This window comes from Dermatophilus congolensis (assembly GCF_900187045.1).
In the GTDB taxonomy this organism is placed as follows: Bacteria; Actinomycetota; Actinomycetes; order Actinomycetales; family Dermatophilaceae; genus Dermatophilus; species Dermatophilus congolensis.
Map to the genome: position 1 here is coordinate 2,603,659 of NZ_LT906453.1, position 24,162 is coordinate 2,627,820.

The 24,162-nt window shown below is 59.9% G+C and carries 20 protein-coding genes and 1 riboswitch; of the genes, 6 read left to right on the plus strand and 14 right to left on the minus strand.

Features of this window, described 5'->3' with window-relative positions; all coding sequences use genetic code 11:
• Positions 1 to 153 precede the first annotated feature (153 nt).
• From purM to CKV89_RS11430, 4 genes are all read right to left on the minus strand, one after another.
• On the minus strand, positions 154 to 1,290 hold the full coding sequence (purM, locus tag CKV89_RS11415) for a phosphoribosylformylglycinamidine cyclo-ligase (RefSeq protein ID WP_028326779.1): 1,137 nt from the start codon (positions 1,288 to 1,290) through the stop codon (positions 154 to 156).
• 31 nt (positions 1,291 to 1,321) lie between these two features.
• Entirely contained in the window at positions 1,322 to 2,923 is a 1,602-nt protein-coding gene (gene purF / locus CKV89_RS11420) for an amidophosphoribosyltransferase (RefSeq protein WP_084440886.1), read from the minus strand.
• Positions 2,924 to 2,983: 60 nt separating this feature from the next.
• Positions 2,984 to 3,328, minus strand: a complete 345-nt coding sequence (locus tag CKV89_RS11425) for a magnesium transporter (RefSeq protein ID WP_154657593.1) — start codon at positions 3,326 to 3,328, stop codon at positions 2,984 to 2,986.
• Positions 3,329 to 3,433: 105 nt separating this feature from the next.
• Positions 3,434 to 3,826, minus strand: a complete 393-nt coding sequence (locus tag CKV89_RS11430) for a sterol carrier family protein (protein ID WP_084440887.1) — start codon at positions 3,824 to 3,826, stop codon at positions 3,434 to 3,436.
• A 128-nt stretch (positions 3,827 to 3,954) separates the two neighbouring features.
• On the opposite strand from CKV89_RS11430, the gene CKV89_RS11435 reads away from it, so the two are divergent.
• Positions 3,955 to 4,887 (plus strand): spermidine synthase, encoded by a 933-nt coding sequence (locus tag CKV89_RS11435; protein ID WP_169714606.1) that lies wholly within the window; start codon positions 3,955 to 3,957, stop codon positions 4,885 to 4,887.
• Positions 4,888 to 4,939: 52 nt separating this feature from the next.
• Here CKV89_RS11435 and CKV89_RS11440 read toward each other — a convergent pair whose 3' ends face one another.
• Complete coding sequence (locus tag CKV89_RS11440; RefSeq protein WP_034400450.1) at positions 4,940 to 5,860, minus strand: phosphoribosylaminoimidazolesuccinocarboxamide synthase; 921 nt, start codon at positions 5,858 to 5,860, stop codon at positions 4,940 to 4,942.
• A 6-nt stretch (positions 5,861 to 5,866) separates the two neighbouring features.
• On the minus strand, positions 5,867 to 7,192 hold the full coding sequence (gene purD, locus CKV89_RS11445) for a phosphoribosylamine--glycine ligase (protein WP_084440942.1): 1,326 nt from the start codon (positions 7,190 to 7,192) through the stop codon (positions 5,867 to 5,869).
• A 74-nt stretch (positions 7,193 to 7,266) separates the two neighbouring features.
• Between purD and CKV89_RS11450 the strand changes: the two genes are divergently transcribed.
• Complete coding sequence (locus tag CKV89_RS11450) at positions 7,267 to 7,953, plus strand: helix-turn-helix transcriptional regulator (protein WP_154657594.1); 687 nt, start codon at positions 7,267 to 7,269, stop codon at positions 7,951 to 7,953.
• Between the two features lie 95 nt (positions 7,954 to 8,048).
• Positions 8,049 to 10,385, plus strand: coding sequence for a HelD family protein (locus CKV89_RS11455; protein WP_028326785.1), 2,337 nt, complete (start codon positions 8,049 to 8,051; stop codon positions 10,383 to 10,385).
• Positions 10,386 to 10,389: 4 nt separating this feature from the next.
• Here CKV89_RS11455 and lysS read toward each other — a convergent pair whose 3' ends face one another.
• A complete protein-coding gene (gene lysS / locus CKV89_RS11460; RefSeq protein ID WP_051277230.1) occupies positions 10,390 to 12,153 on the minus strand; it encodes a lysine--tRNA ligase in 1,764 nt (587 codons plus the stop codon).
• A 14-nt stretch (positions 12,154 to 12,167) separates the two neighbouring features.
• Positions 12,168 to 13,451 (minus strand): adenylosuccinate synthase, encoded by a 1,284-nt coding sequence (locus CKV89_RS11465; protein WP_028326787.1) that lies wholly within the window; start codon positions 13,449 to 13,451, stop codon positions 12,168 to 12,170.
• 537 nt (positions 13,452 to 13,988) lie between these two features.
• Here CKV89_RS11465 and CKV89_RS11470 point away from each other — a divergent pair.
• Positions 13,989 to 14,537 carry a hypothetical protein gene (locus CKV89_RS11470; protein WP_154657595.1) on the plus strand — a complete coding sequence of 183 codons (549 nt, stop codon included), beginning with the start codon at positions 13,989 to 13,991 and terminating at the stop codon, positions 14,535 to 14,537.
• A 107-nt stretch (positions 14,538 to 14,644) separates the two neighbouring features.
• On the opposite strand, the gene fbaA is transcribed toward CKV89_RS11470, so the two are convergent.
• The 5 genes from fbaA to CKV89_RS11495 form a co-directional block, all read right to left on the minus strand.
• On the minus strand, positions 14,645 to 15,676 hold the full coding sequence (fbaA, locus tag CKV89_RS11475; RefSeq protein ID WP_028326789.1) for a class II fructose-bisphosphate aldolase: 1,032 nt from the start codon (positions 15,674 to 15,676) through the stop codon (positions 14,645 to 14,647).
• Between the two features lie 124 nt (positions 15,677 to 15,800).
• Entirely contained in the window at positions 15,801 to 16,481 is a 681-nt protein-coding gene (locus tag CKV89_RS11480; RefSeq protein WP_028326790.1) for a TrmH family RNA methyltransferase, read from the minus strand.
• 100 nt (positions 16,482 to 16,581) lie between these two features.
• Positions 16,582 to 17,319 carry a LemA family protein gene (locus CKV89_RS11485; protein ID WP_028326791.1) on the minus strand — a complete coding sequence of 246 codons (738 nt, stop codon included), beginning with the start codon at positions 17,317 to 17,319 and terminating at the stop codon, positions 16,582 to 16,584.
• Between the two features lie 135 nt (positions 17,320 to 17,454).
• On the minus strand, positions 17,455 to 18,060 hold the full coding sequence (gene pyrE / locus CKV89_RS11490; protein ID WP_084440888.1) for an orotate phosphoribosyltransferase: 606 nt from the start codon (positions 18,058 to 18,060) through the stop codon (positions 17,455 to 17,457).
• A 115-nt stretch (positions 18,061 to 18,175) separates the two neighbouring features.
• Positions 18,176 to 19,819 (minus strand): methyl-accepting chemotaxis protein, encoded by a 1,644-nt coding sequence (locus CKV89_RS11495; protein ID WP_028326793.1) that lies wholly within the window; start codon positions 19,817 to 19,819, stop codon positions 18,176 to 18,178.
• Between the two features lie 299 nt (positions 19,820 to 20,118).
• Here CKV89_RS11495 and CKV89_RS12585 point away from each other — a divergent pair, with 299 nt between their 5' ends.
• The gene (locus tag CKV89_RS12585; RefSeq protein WP_051277232.1) at positions 20,119 to 21,663 is read left to right on the plus strand and encodes a GAF domain-containing protein; all 1,545 of its coding nucleotides are present in this window, start codon (positions 20,119 to 20,121) and stop codon (positions 21,661 to 21,663) included.
• A 58-nt stretch (positions 21,664 to 21,721) separates the two neighbouring features.
• Complete coding sequence (locus CKV89_RS11505) at positions 21,722 to 22,513, plus strand: exodeoxyribonuclease III (RefSeq protein ID WP_028326794.1); 792 nt, start codon at positions 21,722 to 21,724, stop codon at positions 22,511 to 22,513.
• Between the two features lie 6 nt (positions 22,514 to 22,519).
• Here the strand turns inward: CKV89_RS11505 and CKV89_RS11510 are convergent, their stop codons facing one another.
• The gene (locus CKV89_RS11510) at positions 22,520 to 23,995 is read right to left on the minus strand and encodes a phytoene desaturase family protein (RefSeq protein WP_084440889.1); all 1,476 of its coding nucleotides are present in this window, start codon (positions 23,993 to 23,995) and stop codon (positions 22,520 to 22,522) included.
• Positions 23,996 to 24,078: 83 nt separating this feature from the next.
• A riboswitch (TPP riboswitch) is annotated at positions 24,079 to 24,162 on the plus strand. This riboswitch is flagged as partial in the annotation.

Consider the following 24,162-nt stretch of genomic DNA (forward strand, 5'->3'; position numbering starts at 1 on the left):
TCACCAGTAAAGCCACGCACAGTAGTTGAGGGACCGCACCATTCGTGGTGCGGTCCCTCAACTACGTCCAAAACAGCCCCACATGAGCGTGCGGTGTGAGCACAGGCCATTGCCCTTACTGACACCGCACGCCCGATCAGGCTTTCGTGAACCTCAGGCGCCTACACCATTGCCGTGATGCCCAACCATCGCGACAGCACCGCCCTGCACGCCCTTGGCTCCTTGAACAAGCCGAGAACCCTCGGCAAGACCAGCGGCCTCATCAAGATCCTTGATCTCACCCATATGCCAGGCGTCCACACCAGCAACACGAGCCTTCTCGATCACAATTTCAGCCGTCTGCGGCGCCACTACAGCAACAAACCCAACACCCAAGTTGAGGGTTTTTTCCATATCTGCACCAGGCACCGACCCCAAGCGCTGAATCACCTCAAAAACAGCCGGAGGATTCCACGTAGAACGGTCAACCACAGCTGCAACACCAGCGGGCAACACCCGCGCAAGGTTGGCTGCCAAACCTCCACCTGTCACGTGCGACAACGCATGTACATCGGCACCAGGTGCACGCAGCACATCCAAAAGCAGCTTTGTGTAAATACGGGTCGGCTCCAGAAGCTCCTCCCCCACCGTGCGGCCAAACTCATCCACGTGACGGTCATACCCCCACCCGGCAGATTCCATCACCGCACGAACCAAGGAATATCCATTGGAATGCACCCCAGAAGAAGCCAAGGCAATCACCGCATCACCATGACGAACCCGGTTCGGGGTAAGAACATCGTCATGCTCAACAACACCAGTTGCCGCGCCAGCACAATCAAACTCATCCGCAGCCATAAGACCGGGGTGTTCTGCCGTCTCACCGCCAACCAGAGCCACACCCGCTTGACGACAGCCCTCAGCAATCCCAGAAACAATCGATGCGATCCGACTGGGCTCCACCTTGCCGCATGCGATGTAATCCGTCATGAACAGCGGCTCAGCACCACACACAACAATGTCATCCACGACCATGCCGACTAGATCAATACCGATCGTGTCGAGAATGCCCGTTGCACGTGCAATAGCAACCTTCGTGCCAACGCCATCAGTGCTCGTCGCCAAAACAGGACGCTTCATCCCTGCCAGCGCAGAGGCATCAAACATCCCCGCGAAGCCGCCCAACCCTCCCAGGACCTCAGGGCGCTGCGCACGGGCCACAGAGGCCTTCATCAACTCAACAGCACGGTCGCCGGCCTCAACATCAACGCCAGCTGCGGCATACGTGATCGGTGAAGTGTTTTCGCTCATGGTGGTCCTTCCAGAAACAGGCTTACGAGGGTCAGTGGTCGCTGCCAGCAGGGGCGTGAGCCGACGGCGCATCAGGAGAAACAACACGACCCGTACCGCCATGACGCACCTCAGTAAGCTGTGCATCAAGCAGGCCCGAATCGGCCTCGGCATCAATAGCAGGGCGCAGACCCTTCTGCTCAAGCACAGACTTGCCTAGGTCTCCTGGCTCAGGCAGCTCGATCGGATAGCTACCCGAGAAGCACGCCGTGCACAGGGTGCTTACTTCCTGCTCAGTAGCCGCGATCATGCCCTCATCACTGATAAATCCAAGCGAGTCAGCACCGATACTTGCGCAGATCTCATCCACATCAAGCCCATTAGCGATGAGCTCAGCACGAGTAGCGAAGTCAATGCCGTAATAGCAAGGCCACTTCACTGGCGGAGAAGAAATACGCACATGCACCTCAGCTGCACCGGCCTCACGGAGCATCCGCACCAGGGCACGCTGCGTATTCCCCCGCACAATTGAGTCATCCACCACCACGAGCCGCTTACCAGCGATCACCTCACGCAGCGGATTGAGCTTCAAACGAATACCCAACTGGCGGATGGTCTGGCTAGGAGCGATAAACGTACGCCCCACATACGCGTTCTTCACAAGCCCGTTGCCATACGGAATCCCTGATTCCTGGGCGTACCCAATAGCTGAAGGCACCCCCGACTCTGGCGTAGCCATCACCATGTCAGCCTCGACTGGGTGCTCACGCGCCAGCGCCCGCCCCATCTCCACCCGAGACGTGTAGACATTACGGCCGTGGATAGTTGTGTCCGGGCGAGCCAGATACACATATTCGAAAACACATCGAGCCGGAGCCGGATCAGCAAAACGCGTGCTGTGTAAACCATCGGGACCAATGGACAAAAACTCACCAGGCTCAATCTCGCGCACGTGGCTGGCACCGACGATGTCCAAAGCCGCGGTTTCGCTGGCAACCACCCAGCCGCGTTCCAAACGCCCCAACACAAGCGGACGCACACCCTGCGGATCACGTGCCGCATACAACGTGTTCTCGTCCATGAATACGAAGCAGTAAGCACCCCGAAGCAGCGGCAACACTTTCAACGCACGCTCTTCCAAAGACGCACCTTCGCTGTGCGACAACAACGCCGTCACCAACGCCGTATCCGTGGTGTTCCCCTGCTTCAGCTCACCGCGATGAGCCCCACCCGAAAGCTCCTGCACGGCCTCACGAAGCTCCGCCGAGTTAATGAGGTTGCCGTTATGCGCCAGCGCCACCGTGCCCTGACCAGCATCTCCCAAAGTGGGCTGGGCGTTCTCCCAGCGGCTAGCCCCCGTCGTGGAATAGCGGGTATGACCGATAGCGATGTGACCAGTCAGCAAGCTGAGACTGTTCTCGTCAAAAACCTGGCTAACCAGTCCCATGTCTTTGTAAACCAGCATGCGCTTGCCATTACTGGCAGCGATACCAGCAGACTCCTGGCCACGGTGCTGCAAGGCATACAGGCCGAAGTAGGTCAGCTTGGCGACCTCCTCCCCCGGGGCCCAAACACCGAAGACGCCGCAGTGGTCCGCAGGGCCGTGGTCGTCGTCGAGAAGGTTGTGGTTCAGTCGTCCGTCACCGCGATGCACGTGTTCAGTCTGTCACAGGCACGACGGCGGGCAATTTCTTCGTGGGCAGATCCGCGCCCTTCAGCCCTTACGGTCAAGAGCCAAAGCCAGCACGCACCCCAGGAAAGCACCAACAAGACCAATCACGGCGACAACGAACATCGTCATTGAGGTATCGCTGTACTGCACCGCCCCGCCCGAAGCCCCGCCAGTCCAGATAGGGGCATAGAAATCAAGAAGAAGACCAATCAGCATCCCGCAGATAAACCCCACACCAATAAACCGGCCATACCGCGGTGACCTGCGAACACGCATCCGAGCAGTAATCATCGGATCTTGTCGCGAGGCAGTCACCGGTTGAGGCACAGGCTGACCGGAGGCATCAGTGGACTTATCATCAGTAGGTGGAGTCTGCTCAGCATTCACGCCCCCAGCCTACGTGGCCCCGCAGCCCAATTCAGGACCCGCCAACCGACGCTCCGCCACTGCTGGACTTACATACAACACCCCCGTCAATGCACCTACTAGCCATCAAGTAAACAACGGCAGCATCCCCGACAAGTCAGAACGCTCACCCGAAGCCGACACACGCCCCGCGGCGCACATTTGCTCCCACGACAGCTGCCCCACCACCAGCCCTAGCCACGTCTGCGCATCCATTTCCACCACATTCGGAGGAACTCCCCGTGTATGCCGAGGCCCCTGCACACACTGCACCACCCCAAACGGCGGCACCCGCACCTCCACACTGTGCCCAGGATGCCGCTGGCCAAGCTCCTCTAAGGAATACCGCACCGCCGTCGCCACCACTGACCTACTCACCTGCACAGGGCACTCCTGCTGCAGCGCCCCAGCCTGCCCCACCTGATCACGCCACTTCACCAATGCTTCATGCCCAACGACCGGACCTACCCGACGCCCCATACCAACCCCTCCATATGCACAGCACCCCGTGACGGCCATCGACACGGACACCCCTCATCCTCCACCAACCCGCCCGGCACGCGAACACTGTTCAGGGCTTCCCAAGCTGCGCGGCGTACGATGCAGTGATGGGCAGACGTTCCACACGCCGCGGCGCACGACTCACATCAACCCAGGCCACAGCCCGCACAAACACCACCTTGGCCCCCTCCCGCACCGACGTGCTCGACCGCACTACCGAGCCAGGCACAGAAACCAGCGACACCTTCGAACTCATCCCCGACGAACTCGGCGGAATCACCGTCATGATCGATGGGTTCCCCCAGTCCTACGTCCACACTGCTGACCCTGGCCTCATCCCCTTCGAATACATGCAGCAACTCGCCGCCGTAGTCGATGTGTTGCCCATCGGGAAAATCACCACCACGCACATCGGCGGCGCAGGCCTCACCCTGCCCCGCTACATCGAATACACCCGACCCGGTTCCCCCCAGATCGTGCTCGAGCCCCGATCAGACGTCACCGCACGAATCCGCGAAGAGCTCCCCTTGCCCCGCGGGCACCGCATCCGCGTGAGAGAACAGCTCGGACAAGATGGCATCACCGCTCTGGCCGATGACAGCGCAGATTTACTCGTCGTCGACGCCTTCGCCGCCGGACGCATCCCGGCACCATTGGCAACATCTACGTTCTGGGATCAGATTGCGCGAGTACTGCGCAGCGACGGACTCGCAGCATTCAACGTGCCCGACAAACCCGGCTTGGCCTACGCAGCCCGCATGGTCGCCACCGCTGCCAGCGCCGGTCTAAGCCATGCCGTCATGATCAGCACCCATGACGTACTCCGCGGACGCCGATTCGGCAATGTGGTGATCGTTGCTTCAGCAGTTGCGTTACCCGAAGAAGAACTACGCCGCCGCATCCTGCGCGCCTCATTCCCCACCGGGATGCGCGGAGAAGAAGACACCCGCCGTCTGAGCGCCACCGCTGCGCCCATCGGGGCACACGAAGACGCCCCCTCCCCCGAACCACCTACCCCATCAGTATGGCGGGCGGTTTAACCCCAATAACAACGAAGTTAAACCGCCCGCCATCACAGCGAAGACATCACACTCACACGAACGTAACGCCCGTCAACGCCTCATAAGCAGCTACATACGTAGCCCGCGTTGCCTCAACGACCTCCTCCGGCAAAGCCGGAGGAGCCTGACCACTACGGCGACCCCAGCCACTGTCCGGTGACAGCAACCAATCCCGCACAAACTGCTTGTCATAGGACTTCTGCACCTGCCCCGGTGCCCACTCCTGAGCCCGCCAAAAGCGCGAGGAGTCCGGCGTCAAAAGCTCATCGGCCAAAATCACATTCGGAACCCCATCAGCATCCACACCCTCGACACCAAACTCCACCTTGGTATCCGCCACAAGGATGCCCCTCTCCCCCGCAATCTCGTTGCCACGCTTAACAATCGCGACAGTCAAATCACGGACCTTCTCAGCCAACGCCTCACCGATCTCCTCCTGCACCTGCGAGAACGTCATCGGCGCGTCATGCTCACCCAACGGAGCCTTGGTCGTCGGCGTGAAAATCGGCTCCGGCAACTTCGATGCCTCACCCAAACCATCAGGCAACGCCACACCACACACGCTGCCCACCTGCTCATACTCCGCCAAACCACCGCCTGTCAGATACGCCCGACCGATGCACTCCACCGGCAACATCTCCAGACGCTTGACCAACACAGCCCGACCCTGCACTTGCTCAGGCACATCGGTAGAAATTACATGGTTAGGAACTACATCAGCGAACTGCTCAAACCACCACAGCGACATCTGTGTCAACACTCGACCCTTGTCAGGGATATCGCTATCCAACACGTAATCGAATGCCGAAATACGGTCCGAGGCAACAAGCAACACTTGATCCGACCGCGGCTCACCCGTCACCGGATCCAACGGCGCATACAGATCACGCACCTTGCCCGAATACACGTGCGTGAAACCATCCAAAGCCGTTCCCGGCGTGTAAGCACCCATACCTGCTCAGCTCTCCAATCCTGCGCTAGCAGCATCAGCGCCACCAGCCATCACACGACCCTCAATTGCGGCAACAGCGATGTCGCTGCGGTGATGCCCACCCCGCAACCCAATCGACTCAACACCGGCATACGCAACATCACGCGCAGCTGCCAGATCCTGACCCAAACCAACAACGCTCAACACACGGCCACCTGCCGAAACAACACCACCCTCACCAGCAGCAGTACCCGCATGCAACACATACGGCCCAAACTCCCCAGCCTCTGCAAACACCGAAGAATCGAGCCCCTCAATCACATCCCCCGTCACCGGAGAAGCCGGGTATTTCTCCGCCGCCACAACCACAGTGACAGCAGACTCCGAACGCCACCGCAACGGCTCCATCTCACCCAGACGTCCCGTGGCCGCCGCCATCAATACACCCGCCAACGGCGTCGCCAACCGCGCCAACACCACCTGCGTCTCCGGATCACCGAAACGAGCATTGAACTCCACCACCCGTGTGCCATTACTGGTCAACGCAAGCCCTACATACAGCAACCCCACAAAAGGAGTGCCACGACGCGCCATCTCATCAACCGTTGGCTGCGCTACCTGCGCCACTACCTCATCCACCAGCCCCGCAGGCGCCCACGGCAACGGCGAATAAGCACCCATACCACCAGTGTTCGGGCCCTCATCGTTGTCGTACGCCCGCTTGAAATCCTGAGCAGGCTCCAACGGCACCACATTCACGCCGTCACACAAACAGAACAGCGACGCCTCCGGGCCATCAAGGAACTCTTCAACCACAACCCGGCCGCCCTCAACCTGCACACACGCACGCGCATGCTCAAGCGCCACATCACGATCCGAAGAAACCACCACCCCCTTACCCGCAGCCAAACCGTCATCCTTGACCACATACGGCGCACCAAAAACATCAAACGCCGCCTCCACCTCAGCAACAGAAGCGCACACCCGTGCCCCTGCCGTCGGCACTCCAGCAGCAGCCATCACATCCTTAGCGAAAGCCTTACTACCTTCAAGATGAGCCGCCTGCGCATCCGGACCAAAACAGGCAATCCCCGCAGCACGCACCGCATCGGCGACACCAGCCACCAACGGCACCTCAGGCCCCACCACAACCAAATCCACGTCCAACTCAGACGCCAACTCAGCCATACCCGCAACATCGCTCAACCCACCCGGCAACGGATGACGCATAGCCAGCGCCTCCATCCCCGGATTACCCGGAGCGACATGCAAAGCATCAACCGACGCATCAGCCGACAACGCGCGAACGAGCGCGGCTTCCCGCGCCCCCGTACCCAGGATCAGGATCTTCACGCCCCCAGCGTAGACGGCCTCCCGCTCCACCAAACACCGCCCAACCTCAAAAACGCACCACCACAATGGAAACCATGAACCCCACACCCACCCGCCCCCGAACCCTCAACGACATACTCGAACACCCCACCCCAGAAGTCCCCCTGGCCCACCCCGACGAAATCACCCTCATCGCCAATCACATCTTCACCACCGCACGACGACACATCATCGGACTGTTCGACAACGCCGCCAACACCAGCCGCTACTTTCCCCACCCCCATCCAACCCCCACCCGACCCACCCACCGCATCACCCAACTCATCTTCGAACCCTCCATCCTCACCTACCCCAAAACCCTCAACACCCTCCAACACAGCGGCAACCGCCACGACGCCATCCGCATCCTCGACCGCATCCCCATTACCGTGATCATCGCCGACAACGACCTCGCCCTACTAGATCTATCCACCTACGACGACCACACCACCAACTCCCTCCTCATCCGCAACCACCGCCGCATCCTCGCCTGCCACTCCCTCTTCGACACCTTCTGGTCCCTCGCCCTACCCGCACCATCGCGCGGAGCCCCCAACCTCGACCCCAACACCCATCGCATCCTGGCCCTCCTAGCCTCCGGCGCCACCGACACCACCATCGCCGAAATCACCGGCCAATCCGTGCGCACCATCGAACGCCGCGTCCACAACCTCTTCACCCACCTTGGCGCCACAACACGATTCCAAGCTGGCGCTCAAGCCGCTCGCCGCGGCTGGATCTAACCCCCTAAACTTGACCCCCTTCGCTCTCACGCGGACACAACACATCCCGCGCGAAGCACTCTCCACCCCCACAGCTCACAGCGACAGGCGGTCACGTGAACCAACGCGAAAACGGCGCAACCGACGACATCCTCCACAACGAACTGGCCACCGAACAGGCCTACGTCGACAATGTGTACGCACACCTCGACGCCGCACGCACCCGCGCCGATCTCGTCGCCACCGAAGGAATGTCACGCGGACGCACCGACCGCACCGGAGACATCCGCGACGAAGAAGTAGCCGGCCTCTTCGAACGAGACGCTCTCGTCTACAACGCAGGACGCCGACGCGCCAACCTCGAACGCCAAGACGAAGGCCTCGTCTTCGGGCGCCTAGACATGGACCACTCCATGCCCAAGGAACCCACAGACGACGAACCTCGCGACCCCGGCGCCCCTATCAACGACAACGACCACGAAATCCGCTACATCGGTCGACTAGGCGTACGCGACAACGACTACGAAGCCCTCGTCATCGACTGGCGCGCCCCCGCAGCAGCCCCCTTCTACCGCGCCACCCCCACCGACCCCATGCAAGTCGTCCGCCGCCGCGTCCTACGCAGCCGCGGACGCACCATCATCGGCGCCGAGGACGACCTCATGGTCACCCAACCCCCCGAAAACATGCCTGTCCTGGGCGAAGGCGCCCTCCTAGCCGCCCTCAGCCGCTCCCGCACCGGAGGCATGCGCGACATTGTCGCCACCATCCAAGCCCACCAAGACGAAGCCATCCGTGCCGCAGCCCGAGGCGTCACCAGCATCACCGGAGGTCCCGGCACTGGAAAAACCGTCGTTGCCCTCCACCGCGCCGCCTACCTCCTCTACTCCGACCGCCGCAAATACGAAGGCGGCGGCGTCCTCGTCATCGGCCCCTCAGCCGCATACACCGCCTACATCGAACGCGTCCTGCCTTCACTGGGCGAAAACTCCGTCTCCTTACGATCCCTCGGCGACGTCAACGAAACCCTCTCCGCCACCCGCCTAGACAGCGCCATTGCCGCCCATGTCAAAGGCTCCAGCAAAATGGCAACCTTCCTCAACCGCGCCGTCCGCGACAGCATCCCCCAAGCCCCCACTCAACTACGCACCTTCGTTGCCGGACACCCAATCCGCATCGAAAAGGACGAGCTCGACCGCCTGCGCGCCACCATCCTCAAACGCAGCCAACGCAACACCTCAGCTCGTCAAGCACGCCTAGCCCTAAACCAGCTCGCCTGGGAACAGGTACGCGAAGGCGAGCGCGAAGACTTCAACGAACGCTTCAACGAAAACGGTGACGTCGACACCTTCCTCGAAACGTGGTGGCGCCCCATCGACCCACGCGAAGTGTTGCTTTGGACCGGGGACCCAGAACGTGCCCACCGCTACGGCCATGACTTGTTCACCGCCGAAGAACTCCACGCCTACACCGAATCAATCCAAACCGCACTAGACACCGCTACCTGGTCCGTCGCCGACATCGCCCTCATCGACGCAATCTCCCCCAAAATCGGACTCGTCCCCGAAAAAGATGACACCGAACGCGGCTTCTACGAAGTAGAACTTCTCGAAGATGCCGAAGCAGAAGCCGTCGCTGCCGGACAACTACGTGCCTACACCACCTCGAATGAATCCCCCTACCGCGAGCGCACAGCCCGAGACGCTGCCTGCCTGACCCCTGAAGACCGACGCGACATCCTCTTGCAAGGACGTATTGGTGCTGTCGATGAGTTCGCTCACGTCCTTATCGACGAAGCCCAAGACATCTCCCCCATGCAGTGGAAAATGATCGGACGACGAGGTCGCTGGGCGAGTTGGACCGTTGTCGGTGACGCAGCACAAGCGTCCTGGCCAGATGCGCAGGAGGCGCAGTCTGCCCAAGAAGAAGCCTTCGGCACTGGGCCCCGCCGCCACTTCCACATGACAACGAACTACCGCAATGCCAAAGAAATATTCGATGTCGCCGCTGAACTGATCCGTGAGGTGATGCCTGATGCAGACATCCCCAACGCCGTCCGGATCACTGGCATTGAGCCGGTACAGCGATCACTTGAAACAACCAGTCCTGAGGAAGACACCACCACCGTTATCAGTGCAGTGGCTCAAGCCATTACACAACTGGGAAGCGAAGTGGACGGTTCGATCGCTGTTATCACGCCGAGCACTTGGGCATCGGCGCTGACCACCGCGCTAGAAGAAAACACTCTCACTGACGAGGCCAGTGTGGCTCGTCGAGTGCAAATCCTCGATGCCATGACCACTAAAGGCCTCGAATACGACGCCACCATCGTCGTAGATCCAGACGGAATCGTCACCGAATCTCCTGGCGGCGAACGGGTGCTCTACGTCGCTCTCACTCGCGCTGCTCACCGGATGCACGTTCTACGCCTGCGCTCATGTATTTCAGCCTAAAAGGTTAGTGCCCTATGAGAGTGCGGATTTTCTCTGGACCCACGATGAGCAACAACGTCGGTAGGCGTGGTCCTGTCTCCCTGCCAATCAGCAGGCGGTACAAAAGCGCGAACAGCGAGCGCTGCGCTGCCTTGACCTCAGGCGGGAGCTTTTTCTCATGAATTGGTAGCCCCGCCTGCAACTTCGGGACCCCATAGACAAGCGTGGTCAGCCCCTCCAAAGACCAGTCCTCTTCGAGCTTGTCTGCGAGCAGGGCCAACGACTCACGCTGTGCTTCATCAAGCGAGGTAAGCAGCTCGGTGTCGGGTTCGCTGCGCACCTGGGTGCGATCTTCTGGAGCCATCTGGGTTTCGACCCATTTCATAGCTTTGCTCAACCGCGGCTGCAGCTCCTCCAGGGAGCCTAGCTCCGGCTCGCCAGAAGCAATCATCGCTCCAAGGATGCGCTGCATCTGCTCGGGATTACCCCCGGTGATGTCCGCTGTGGAAGCAATCGCTCGGTACGGCAAGGGGCGTTCTGTGCGGGGTAGTTCGCCAGCTGCTGTGCCGATGGATCGCTTGTATACCGACAAATCGCCGGGCTGGGCTTTGTCTGTGCCGATTTTGCGGCCAAGCGCATCCCACTCGTCGTACAGACGCTGAATTTCGGCGTCGAAAGCGACCTGGAAAGACTGATTCGGTTTACGACGGGCATACATCCACCGCAACAGCTGCGGTTCCATGATGCTGAGTGCATCTGCCGGGGTGGGCACGCCACCTTTGGAAGAGCTCATCTTGGCCATACCGGCAATACCGACGAACGCGTACATCGGGCCAATCGGACGCTGCGCACCGAAAATTGGCGCGATGTCCTTACCCACTACCCACGACGATCCCGGGCTCTGGTGATCAACACCTGAGGGTTCAAAATCGACGCCCTCGTGCGCCCACCGCATGGGCCAATCGACCTTCCAGACAAGCTTGCCGCGGAAGTCCGTGTTGAGGTGCATGCTCTCTTCGACTTGTTCCCCATTGGGGCCAGTAGCGATGTACGTCAGGAGCGTGCTCTGTGGGTCATAGCTGGTGACCTGCGTGTTGTCGGTACCGAAAGCCAAGCTGTACGGCTTGAACGGGTAGTAGTCTCCCGCACCAGAACCGTCATCCTCGCTAGCGGCGCCAGAACCCTCCACCGCTGTTACTTCAGCCTCGTCTGCTCCCTCAGCGCGGGCGACCTCAGCTGCGGCTTGCGGGTCAACTTTGGTGCGGTATCGAGCCAAGACCGCGTCGATCTCAGCGCGGTGCTCCATTGCATGCAGGATGGCCTCGACATACACCCCCGAGGTGTACTGAGCTGTCTGGCTGATGCCACGGAACTGCACACCCAAGTGGCCCAGCGATTCGGTCATCGCTGCTTTAAAGTGTTCAGCCCAGTTCGGGTACTGGCTGCCTCGGGGGGCAGGAACACTGGTCAACGGTTTACCTATGTGCTCAGCCCACGACTCGTCAATGCCTTCAACACCGAACGGCACCTTGCGGTAGCGGTCGTAGTCGTCCCAGCTAATGATGTGCTCGACGTCGTAGCCACGGCGGCGGATCTCATCTGCCACCAGGTGCGGCACCATCACTTCACGCAGGTTGCCCAGGTGAATGGGGCCCGATGGGCTAAGCCCAGAAGCACATACGATCTTCTCACCGGGCTTACGTGCGGTAGCGGTCTCGATGACCTCATCAGCGAGGCGGTCAACCCAATCCCCGATTTCAGGGGTGTTTGTGGAATTGCTGCGTGCCACGGATGCGCTCCTTCTTAGATCAGATCGTGGCGGACGATGACCTCATCACGGCCCGGGCCCACACCGATAACAGAAATACGAGCACCGATCTGCTTCTCAACGAAGAGGACGTAGTCCTGGCAGTTCTTCGGCAACTCCTCGAACGTGCGAGCGCCACTGATATCAGACTTCCAACCCGGAAGAACCTCGTAGACGGGTGTTGCGTGGTGGAAGTCCGACTGGCTGGCTGGCATCTCGTCCATCCGTACTCCGTCAACCTCGTAGGCAACGCAGACAGGGATCTCGTCGAACTCGGACAAGTTGTCCAGTTTGGTCATCACAAAGTCGGTGACGCCATTGATGCGTTGGGCGTAGCGGCCTACTACTGCGTCCTGCCACCCGATCCGGCGGGGGCGCCCGGTGGTGGTACCGAACTCACCGCCGATGATGCGTAGCCGGTCCCCGACCTCGTCATGCAGCTCCGTGGGGAACGGGCCTTCGCCCACACGAGTCGTGAACGCCTTAATCACGGCAACCACACGATCCACGCGCGTAGGAGGCAACCCCGCGCCGGTGCATGCGCCACCAGCTGTCGCGTTCGAACTTGTCACATAGGGGTATGTGCCGTGATCGACATCGAGCATCGTGGCCTGTCCTGCTTCACAGACCACCGTCTTACCCTCATCTAACGCCTGCGCGATCACCAGGGAAGTGTCACAGACCATCGGGCGCAGACGCTCGGCATAGCTCAACAACTCCTGCACAACCTGTTCAACTTCGATCGCGCGGCGGTTGTAAATCTTCACCAATGTTTGGTTCTTGATAACGAGTGCGGCCTCTACTTTTTGCCGCAGAATCGACTCGTCATACAAATCCTGGACACGGATACCGACCCGGCTCATCTTGTCCGCGTACGACGGGCCAATACCTCGACCAGTTGTGCCGATCTTTCGGCTACCCAAGAAGCGTTCATTCACCTTGTCCAAGGTGACGTTGTAAGAAGGAATCACGTGCGCATTCGCTGAGACCTTCAATAGCGATGTATCCACACCGCGCGCATTCAACGCATCGAGCTCTTCGAACAACACAGGCAAAGACACCACGACACCGTTACCGATGATCGGCGTCACACCTTCAGACAGAATCCCGCTGGGAAGAAGGTGCAGCGCATATTTCTCTTTGCCAATCACCACCGTGTGGCCTGCATTGTTGCCACCGTTAAACTTCACAACCACATCGGTGCGGTCACCGAGCAGATCGGTGGCCTTGCCTTTACCCTCGTCACCCCATTGGGCACCGATCAGCACAATTGCAGGCATCGGGCCACTCTCCTCACGTCTCTCATCTCCTGACCGAACTCAGCCACATGGCTACAAACGCTGGGCCACCCGTGGTCAGGCTGCTGGCGGGCGCCTGCGCCGTTCAACTCCCCCACCCAAGGCGAGGAGGACAGCGCGAGCCTTACAAAGCCACAGCGACAAGCGCACATATGCGTGCACTCGCGATGCTCAACCCTACCGTGTGAGACACACGCTCAGGAATGAACACGATCGACGCTGACACCCACGAAAACGCCCCAAGCACCACCTGCAGCAGTCACTCACTCTCCCCCTAACAGCGATGAAGAAAAGCAACAATGTGAAAACAATATGGTTTCAAGGGGGGTGAATAAATGGACGATCACTTTTTCCCTTCTACTCTGAGTTTGTTACCTATTGCGTGGTCAAGACCTGACCACTACTCACCGGCTTCAATACCCGATCACACCAAGCGCACACAGTTACCTGAGAAATCCCCTCTCACAGCCGATCAGGAGAGAAGCCAACCGGCCCCGCCGAGCAAGGAAGAAGATGATCATGAAACGCCAACTGTCTACAGGCGCAGTGATCGCTGTTGCGGCCACCGCCCTGGCCGCGCTCTCCGCATGCAGCAATCAGGCAGGCACCCAGAACGTAGCCTCCACTTCAACCCCTTCGGCATCAACCAGTGCGCCTGCCGTCCCCACGCCTGCCCCAACCACGGCAACCAAAACCAGCACCGCCAGCCCCACACAGCACACTCACCCAGCTGACGACCTTCGCAGCGCGCAAGGCTCTGCCAAAAACAGCGGACGAGCCAACACCCAGATCGGCACGCTACCCACCTCGGCAGGGGACTACACAGAATCCCTCATTCAGGCGTGGAATGCTGGCGACAAAGGCGCTATGAACACCTACGCCACCGCAGGAGTAGTCGACAAACTCACCTCTAGCTCCCCTAAAGGCGCCCTCTTGCGCACTGCCTGCGAAGACGACATGTGCAGCTACTCCAGTGAGAGCGGCCGCCGCGTCACTCTTACTGTTGACCCAGCCAAAGTTGACGCCGGAACTCGCCAAGCCGTAACCGGCGTAAAAATCGACCATTAACGAACGCCAATAACGACATCAAAAGTGGGCCGTGAGAATCCCTTCACGAAGGAATCTCACGGCCCACTGCAGCATGCGGAGAAAACAACCGTTAACTCCGCGTCACCTCACTTAAGCGACTTACCTGCGCTACGCAGGTTTTCACACGCCTCAACAACGCGGGCGGCCATACCCTCTTCAGCAGCCTTACCCCACGCACGCGGGTCGTACTGCTTCTTGTTGCCAACCTCACCGTCAATCTTCAGAACACCCTCGTAGTTGCTCATCATCCAGCCAGCAATCGGGCGAGTGAACGCGTACTGAGTGTCAGTGTCAACATTCATCTTCACAACGCCGTAATCCACTGCATCGGAAATCTCCTGCTCAGTGGAGCCCGACCCGCCGTGGAACACCAAGTCCAGCGGCTTGTCGCCTTGGGCGTCACCAAACTTGGCGACGATAGCGTCCTGAGCCTGCTTCAAAATTTCCGGGCGGAGCTTGACGTTGCCAGGCTTGTAAACGCCGTGCACGTTGCCGAACGTGAGCGCAGCCATGTAACGGCCCTTCTCACCCAAGCCCAACGCTTCAACCGTGGCAATCGCGTCTTCAGGGGTGGTGTACAGCTTGTCGTTGATTTCACCAACAACGCCATCTTCTTCACCACCAACGACACCGATCTCCACCTCAAGGATGACCCGTGCAGCAGCAGCCTTCTCCAACAGTTCCTGCGCGATCTGCAGGTTTTCTTCCAGCAGAACAGCCGAACCATCCCACATGTGCGACTGGAAGTACGGAAGACCGTCCTTCTTCACCTTCTCCGTGGAAGCCTCAAGCAGCGGACGCACAAAGCCATCCAGCTTGTTCTTGGGGCAGTGGTCGGTGTGCAACGCAATGTTGACGTCGTAGTTCTTAGCGACCTCCTGCGCGAACGCAGCCATCGCCAACGAACCCGTCACCATGTGCTTGATCGTCGGGCCGGAGAAGTACTCCGAACCACCCGTGGAGACCTGGATGATGCCGTCCGAACCAGCCTCGGCAAAGCCTCGGATAGCAGCATTCAAAGTCTGAGAAGACGAGACGTTGATGGCTGGGTAGGCGAAGGAGCCTGCCTTAGCCTTGTCGAGCATCTCCGCGTATACGTCCGGGGTTGCGATGGGCACGTGACTCTCCTTGCAGTCGAGTGTTGACTCCAACCATCCTAGAGCCGACCACCAGAACCTTTCTGGCACTCCCACTGTCTGTCACGCAGCGACGTGCACGCACTACCGCCAATCGTGGCGAACCTCACCCACCCACCGACTGCCCAAACACATGCGCCCTGACCCAGGCATGCATGGCAATCGCTGCCGCAGCTCCGGCGTTCATCGAACGGGTAGAACCGAATTGGGCGATATCCAAGATGACGTCACACGCCGACACAGCCGCATCCGTCAAACCAGGCCCTTCTTGCCCAAACAACATCACACACCGCTGCGGCAACGAGTACGTCTCAATCGGCACCGACCCCGGAACATTGTCGATTCCAATAAGCGGAATCCCCACACCCCCGGCTCCATCTGGCTGCTGAGCCGCCCACTGCTGCAGCGCCGCCACATCACCATGATGAAACTCATGCTGGTACCGGTCCGTCACCATCGCCCCCCGCCGGTTCCAACGACGCCGGCCAACAATATGGAACGCCGCCACATTCATCGCATTCGCAGTGCGAATCACCGAACCGATATTGAAATCGTGCTCCCAGTTCTCCACAGCTACATGCAATCCATGGCGCCGTGAATCCAAATCAGCGACCACTGCCTCATGCCGCCAATACCTGTACCGATCAAGCACATTCCGGCGATCCCCGTCAGCGAGGAGCTCGGCGTCATACGGCCAGGCCACCTCACCTTCAGCATCTCGAGGCCATGCCACCTCACCACCAGGCCACGGCCCCACCCCAACTCCACGCGCATCATCCGAACTCATGCTGCCCTCCTCATCTGCTCAACCCACACCATGCACTCACACTGGCGCGGGGTGGCTCACCGTTGGTGAGTCACCCCGCGCCAGAAAACGTGTTACCGAATCACTGCTCGCCTGGGCGCTTGTCCTGAATTGGGCTCGGCGTGTAGTTCTGCCCTAGACCCTGGCTGGGGTCATACCCGGAAAGCTGTCCCGGCTGCTGAGTCCCCACGGCCGGAGGTTGCGGTGCCGGCTGCGCAGCAGCTGGCCCTCCCTGACCTGGGCCAGCAATCGTGCCTCCGCCTTGACCAAAGTTGATCGTCGGGGCGTTCTTCGCAGCCGTCTCCGCCTCGAAGTAGTCCGCCTTGGCCACGCCAGCCCGCTTAGCGAAGAAGCTCGAGGGGAAAGAATCAACCATCGTGTTCAAGTCACGCACCGTGGCGTTGTAGTAGCGACGCCCCGAAGCGATCCGGTCTTCAGTGGCAGAGAGTTCACGCTGCAGTTCGGTGAAGTTGTTGTTCGCCTTCAGATCCGGGTACGCCTCACTGATGCTCATCAAACGCCCCAGAGCCGAGGAGAGTTCACCCTCAGCCTGCGTAGCCTGACCAGCCGAAGGACCAGCACTGACAGCTTTGTTACGAGCCTCAATAACCTGCTGCAGCGTGTCGCCCTCGTGAGCGGCGTATCCCTTCACCGTCTCAACCAGGTTGGGGATGAGATCATGCCGACGCTTGAGCTCGACATCGATCTGGCGCCACGACTCCTCAGTCAAGTTGCGTGCCTGCATCAACTTGTTGTTGGTCGAGATTCCATACACGACAACCCCCACCACGATGAGGATGAGTAGAAGAAGGACAACCATGGGCAACTCCCCTTGAATTCGGTGTGTGACAGGCAACGCGCAATACCAGCGCAGGCCACAACACAATCGCGTTGCAGCCTGCGAGTTTGCTCACCTCATCCTACCGAGAGAGAACGCTGTTCACCGAGGCCGATCTCAGGCCAAGCCGAGGTCCTCAAGGCCATACGCGTAGAAGTACGGAACGCCCGCCTCTTTTGTAATTCGTTCAGCGGCACCAGAAGAACGATCAGCGATAACAGCAACGCCAACAACCTCAGCACCGGCTTCACGGACTGCCTCCACCGCTGTCAACGGTGAACCACCCGTTGTAGAGGTGTCTTCTACTACGAGCACCTTACGACCGGCAATCGAAGGCCCCTCAATACGCTGCTGCAAACCGTGCGTTTTCTCTGCTTTACGGACCACAAAAGCATCCCGCCGAATACCGCGGTGGGCCCCAGCATGAAGCATTGCCGTCGCCACCGGATCAGCACCCATCGTCAGCCCACCGACCGCATCGAAGTCCAGCTGCGAGGTCAAGTCCAGCATCACCGCGCCCACCAACGGAGCAGCCTGCGAATCCAAGGTGATTCGACGCAGATCAACGTAATAATCGGCCTCTTTGCCCGAAGACAACGTCACCTTGCCCCAGACAATTGCCTTCTCTTTGATGAGGTCCAACAGTTCTGCCCGCGCCTGCGCGGCCTCTGCGGGGAGATTCACAGCAGGCAGGTCGCCATGGCTTGAAGAGTTCTCGGTCATACCGATCAGCGTACGTGCGAGATCACCCCCACCTACCTACATAGCGAACGTCGCAGCAGAGAGCACTCTCTGCTGCGACGTTCGCTATGGCGCATTGCTCAAGCCAAGAGCAACCTCAGATGGTGAAGCCATCCACCAACTGCTGCAGCTCCGTCGCCCGGCGAGAAAGCTCCTCCGCCGCCTGCACCGTCGAAGAAACCGCCTCATTGGTGTCTTCAGCAGCAGCCGATACCTCTTGGATCCCCGAAGAGATCTCACTGGTCCCCGCAGCCGCTTCCGAGGCAGAACGACTCATCTCATTCGTGGTCGCCGTTTGCTCCTCTACAGCCGAAGCGATCGTGGACTGCGTGTCATTAATGGAGGCAATAATTCCGCTGATCTCAGCAATCGCAGACACTGCGGCCTGGGTATCTAGCTGGATTTGCTCAACACGGCGCCCAATATCATCCGTGGCCCGGCTTGTTTCTTGAGCCAGATCTTTCACCTCATTAGCAACCACAGCAAAGCCCTTACCGGCTTCACCAGCACGGGCTGCCTCAATCGTGGCATTGAGCGCCAGGAGGTTCGTTTGCTCAGCAATACTCGTGATGGTCTTAATAACCTCACCAATCTCCAGACTCGACTCACCAAGTTTGGCGACTGTAGCGTTGGTCTGGTCAGCTACCTGCACAGCTGAAGCAGCAACAGCTGCAGCATCCGTCGTATTTTGAGCGATCTCGCGGATAGAGGCTGTCATCTCCTCCGTACCTGCAGCAACAGTCCCCACACTTTCAGAAACCGAAGCCGCTGACTGAGCAGCCACCCCCGCCTGGCGCGAAGACACCTCCGATGACGAACGCACCTGCGAGGCAGTAGCAGTCAACTCCTCAGAAGCAGCCGCGACCGAACTCGATGCATCCGCCACCCGCGACATCACCTCACGCAAAGACAAACGTGTCTCTTCGATCGCCTCAGCCATGTCGCCCAACTCATCATTCGTTTTACGAACGCTAGGCACGCTCAAGTCCCGACGACGAATCGCTTCCACCGAGGCCAGCACCCCTTGCACCGAAGCAATAATCGACCCACTGATCCGCATAGCCAGAACACCGACTACTAGCGCCACAACAGCAAGAACCAGCAGCCCCACCCATATCGCAGAAGTACGCGCACTGAGCACAGCCGCCTGCGCTTCTTCAAAATTCTGCTTAGCAAGCTCGTTCATTTTGTCCGAAGAAACCCGAAGCTCATCCATGATCTTGCCAGCCTGATTAGTGGCCAGAGCACTGGCTTCTTTGTTGCCAGCAGCCGTTTTCAACAACAGCGCAGAAACAACCTTGGCGTCATTGTTCTTCCAGTCGCCGTAAGCGTTCTTGACTTTGCCCAGCAGTTCCTGCTGGGTGGGGTCATCAAAAACCTGATCAGCCTGCGTCAACACCTGGTCCATCTGTTCTACGGCTTTGACGTAAGCCTTTCGTGAACCAGCCGTATCGCTTACCGGCGGGGCCTCAGTAGGCAAAGCCTCAATGACATACCCGTTCTGCTGGCCATTCAACTCCGAAAGCGCCTGAGCAGTTCGCCACGCAACAACGCGCGCCAACGCTGCTTTAGACATCGTTTGTGAGGCAGCAGTGACATTATTCAACGCCACCAACGAAGTCATCGATAAAAGCAAAGCACCAATGACGCCAATTGCTCCCACCAGCAAAATTCTTGGCCGCACCCCACGACGACGATTCGTTTTTTGCGCTCGACCTACAGCGTCAGTTGAGAACGCCATGTCAACATCTCCGATGCGTGAGTCCCAAACACGGATCGTCCCGTGTTACACCCACCGCCTGGCCCCTTGCTCTAGCAATAGGCGCGGCAGTCACTGCTCACATCGACCAAACGGCGCCGAAAATAATCGGATCTACCACCACAAAATCAACGCCCGACAGAGAAACTCGCCCTAAAGAAAACATCACAGAGCCCACTTACCCACCGCACATAAACTCCGTTCCACTCCCCCAGTATCCCTCAGAGGACAACCACCACGACCGAAAGGACCTCAAAGAACCTCTCCCGGAACGAGGAAGAATGCGCGCGCTCTTCAACAAACCTCCACAGGTCACTGAGAACCCGCCACCCCAGGACGACGAAATCGCAGTTCTCCGAACCGTGATGACAGCTCTGGCGACCTCCCACGGATATGAACAAGCAGCCTGCGCAGCAATCAACGCCGCATGCTGCGCCCTCGGCTGGGACCTATCCAGCGTCTGGCGCGTCGATCACGACACCAACAAACTCATCATGGATGGCTCCTCACACCGCGACCCCTCCATCGAACCGCCCCCCGGGGAAAAACTCACCCTCGCCAAAGGCGAAGGAGTGCTCGGACGTGCCTGGGAACGACGCGAAATCATCATCGAAGAAAACGGAGCAACCATTCTGCGCCACTTCTTCGGCCCCAGCGCCCCCCTCGGCGCCACCCATATCGGGCTGCCCATCAGCCACCAAGGCCGCATCTACGGGGTCTTGTCATTCTTCGCCTACACGCCCTGGATTATCACCGAACGCCGCATCGAACTGCTCACCTGCATCGGCGACCTGCTCTCCACCGCGCTCGAACGAATTCGTTACTCCGCCATCAGCCAAGAACAAGCCCAAAGCGCCAACGCCGTGAACTCCGTCCTGCGCGAAGTCACCCAAACCGCTGAAGAATCCACAGCAATCCAAGTAGCCCTCGACACCATTCGACGCGAATTTAACTGGGAATACGGATCCTTCTGGGGACTCGACGAAAAAGAAAACGTACTGCGCTTCGTCATAGAATCCGGCGACGCTGGCGAAGAATTCCGCCAAGTCACCCACAACTCCACCTTCGCCAAAGGAGTAGGAGTCGCCGGACGCACCTGGGCAAGTAACAACCTCGTCTACGAACCCGACCTAGGCCAAGTCACCGACTGCGTCCGCGCCCCCGCCGCCCAACGAGCCGGCGTCCGCTCCGGGGTCTGCCTGCCCATCGTCGTCGACAACAAAGTAGTTGGCACCATGGACTTCTTCGCCACCCGCACAATCGACCTCACCGACACCCGCCGCGAAGCCCTACGCAACACAGCATTCCTCGTCTCCCACGCAGTCGAACGCATCCGCGGCACCCAACGCATCTCCGAAGCAGCAACACACCTACTCGACTCCATCGCTGAAGTTGAAAAAGAAGTCCACTCAGCACGCACCATCGCCGACGAAGCAGCCCGCATCACCACCGACGCCGGGCGCATCATCAAAGAACTCGACACCAGCTCCACCGAAATCGGCGCCGTCGTCAAAACCATCACCGCCATCGCCGAGCAAACCAACCTGCTGGCCCTCAACGCCACCATCGAAGCCGCCCGCGCCGGAGAAGCAGGAAAAGGCTTCGCCGTCGTCGCAAGCGAAGTCAAAGAACTCGCTCACGAAACCTCCGGCGCCACAGACGAAGTCAACCTCAAAGTCGGCCGCATCCAATCAGACGCCGCCAACGTCAGCAGCACCCTCGACGAGGTATCCGCCGCCGTGGAACGCATCAACACCGCACAACAAGCCATCGCCGCCCTCTTACACAACCAAACCGACGTCACCCGCGCCGTACTCGGCGGATAAACCCCACACCACCGCGCCCCAACACCAAGATCCACCCCACCAGCCTAGGGTGGATCCCGTGCGTATCGCTTTCTGGAACATCAACTCCATCCGCGCCCGCATGGACCGACTCGTCGCCATGCTCGAACGCAACGACATCGACGTCTTGGCCGTGCAAGAAACCAAAGTCAAAGACGAAGCCTTCCCCGCCGACCCCATCCGGGCAGCCGGGTACGACGTCGCCCACCACGGGATCAACCAATGGAACGGCGTGGCCATCCTCTCCCGCGTCGGCCTCGAAGACATACAAATCGGATTCGACGGCATGCCCACCTGGGGCGAACCCGACCCCGTCGCTGAAGCCCGCGCCATCGGGGCCACCTGCTGCGGAATCCGCGTCTGGTCCCTCTACATACCCAACGGCCGCGAAATCGACCACCCCCACTACACATACAAACTCGACTGGATGCGCGCCCTACGCAACAACGGCGAAAACTGGCTCACCAACGACCCCAACGCCCAGATCCTCCTTACCGGAGACTGGAACGTCGCCCCCACCGACGAAGACGTCTGGGACATGTCTTTCTTCGAAGGAAAAACCCACGTCACCATCCCCGAACGCGAAGCATTCCAAGCAATGATCGACACCGGCTTCACCGACGTCGTCCGCCCCCACACCCCCGGTCCCGGTATCTACACCTACTGGGACTACACATCACTACGCTTCCCCAAACGCCAAGGCATGCGCATCGACTTCGGACTCGCCTCCCCCGCCCTAGCCAACCGCGTCACCCACGCCTACATCGACCGCGACGAACGCAAAGGCAAAGGCGCAAGCGACCACGCACCCGTCATCATCGAACTCACCTAACCAACATCACCGGCGGCGGAGGTCACGCAACGCTGCCTCCGCCGCGTAAAACCCACACATACCGTGCACCCCACCACCCGGCGGGGTCGACGACGAACACAAATACACACCAGGAACACCCACCTCATAAGGCCGCAACGTCACCCGCGGCCGAAACACCGCCTGCAACCCCGACGCAGCACCACCAACAATGTCACCCCCCACCACATTGAGATTCGCCGCCGACAACGCACTAGGCCCCGACTCCACCCTCGTCACCACCCGATCCCGAAACCCCGGCGCAAACCGCTCTATCTGCGCATCAATCAACTGCCCAACACCAGGCCCATCAGCCCCCGAAGGCACATGCGCATACGCATACACGACCTGTCTGCCCTCCGGTGCACGCAAACCATCCGCAACACCCTGCTGACACACCACCACAAACGGACGCTGCGGCACCCGACCCGCCGCCACCTGATCCTCAGCCCACGCAATCTCCTCCAACGTCCCACCAACATGCACCGTCCCAGCCCCACCAACCCGCGAATCAGCCCACGGAACAGCACCGTCCAACAAATAATCCACCTTGTACGCCGCAGCCCCATACCGCCACCGCAACAACGCCCGCCGCACCCGCGAAGGCATCCGATCCCCCAGCAAACGCACCGCAGCCCACGGCCCCACATCCAACATCACCACATCCGCATCCCCCACCTGCCGCACATCCACCACCTGACACCCCGTCACCACCTGACCACCTAAAGACTCCAACTCAGCAACCAACGCCGCCGTAATCGCACCCGAACCACCCTCAGCCACCGGCCACCCCACCGCATGCCCCGCCGCCGACAACACCACCCCAAACGCCGACGTACACGCCCTATGCAACGGCACAAACGCATGAGCCGCACTGCCAGCAAACAACGCCCGAGCCTGCACACCAGAAAACAGCGAGCGCCCCAACAACGTCGCCGGCCACACCCCCCGAACCCCAAACCCAGCCATAGTTACCGGATACCTCGGCACCCGCGCTACCGGCCCCAAAAACGACTCCACCACCTGATCCCATCCACGCACCGACGGCCCTAAAAGCCGCCGCCACGCCACCCCATCACGGCCCAACTCATCGGCCGTCTGCCCCAACGAACGCTGCAACACCACCGCTGGACGACCCACCAACGGATGCGCCAACGGAACCGGCGCATGCAACCACCTCAACCCATGCTTATCCAAACCACACCCCCGAAAAAAGGGGCTAGATACACCAAACGGATGCGCCGCAGCTCCCACATCCACCACCGACCCCTGCCCAAACAACGGCACCGAACGCACCGAACCCCCCGGCACCGATGCGGCCTCAAACACCCTCACCTCCAAACCACTGCGCGCCAAATGCACCGCAGCAGCCAACCCATTAGGCCCCGACCCCACCACCACAGCAACACCAGCAACCACAACACCCCTCCTGTGCACAACCCGATCCACCGACCGTACGGCCATCACCTGAGAACGCCCCAGACAAACACCCGCCTCTACCCGATGCCTCCACGCACACCAACCCCCACCCCTGACGGCGATATGCTGCCCACGACGCGGGGTGCCGACCACAACGGCTGAGAGACACCCGTGGAACCTGCTCTAGCTCGCACTAGCGAAGGGACGTCACC

What these genes read in the sequence shown, in the direction of transcription:
- purM (WP_028326779.1), bottom strand. Translation starts at nt 1,290, where the DNA reads ATGAGCGAAAACACTTCACCGATCACGTATGCCGCAGCTGGCGTTGAT.
- CKV89_RS11430 (WP_084440887.1), bottom strand. Translation starts at nt 3,826, where the DNA reads ATGGGGCGTCGGGTAGGTCCGGTCGTTGGGCATGAAGCATTGGTGAAG.
- CKV89_RS11435 (WP_169714606.1), top strand. Translation starts at nt 3,955, where the DNA reads ATGGGCAGACGTTCCACACGCCGCGGCGCACGACTCACATCAACCCAG.
- CKV89_RS11440 (WP_034400450.1), bottom strand. Translation starts at nt 5,860, where the DNA reads ATGGGTGCTTACACGCCGGGAACGGCTTTGGATGGTTTCACGCACGTG.
- CKV89_RS11450 (WP_154657594.1), top strand. Translation starts at nt 7,267, where the DNA reads ATGAACCCCACACCCACCCGCCCCCGAACCCTCAACGACATACTCGAA.
- CKV89_RS11465 (WP_028326787.1), bottom strand. Translation starts at nt 13,451, where the DNA reads ATGCCTGCAATTGTGCTGATCGGTGCCCAATGGGGTGACGAGGGTAAA.
- CKV89_RS11470 (WP_154657595.1), top strand. Translation starts at nt 13,989, where the DNA reads ATGAAACGCCAACTGTCTACAGGCGCAGTGATCGCTGTTGCGGCCACC.
- CKV89_RS11480 (WP_028326790.1), bottom strand. Translation starts at nt 16,481, where the DNA reads ATGAGTTCGGATGATGCGCGTGGAGTTGGGGTGGGGCCGTGGCCTGGT.
- CKV89_RS11485 (WP_028326791.1), bottom strand. Translation starts at nt 17,319, where the DNA reads ATGGTTGTCCTTCTTCTACTCATCCTCATCGTGGTGGGGGTTGTCGTG.
- pyrE (WP_084440888.1), bottom strand. Translation starts at nt 18,060, where the DNA reads ATGACCGAGAACTCTTCAAGCCATGGCGACCTGCCTGCTGTGAATCTC.
- CKV89_RS11495 (WP_028326793.1), bottom strand. Translation starts at nt 19,819, where the DNA reads ATGGCGTTCTCAACTGACGCTGTAGGTCGAGCGCAAAAAACGAATCGT.
- CKV89_RS12585 (WP_051277232.1), top strand. Translation starts at nt 20,119, where the DNA reads ATGCGCGCGCTCTTCAACAAACCTCCACAGGTCACTGAGAACCCGCCA.
- CKV89_RS11510 (WP_084440889.1), bottom strand. Translation starts at nt 23,995, where the DNA reads ATGGCCGTACGGTCGGTGGATCGGGTTGTGCACAGGAGGGGTGTTGTG.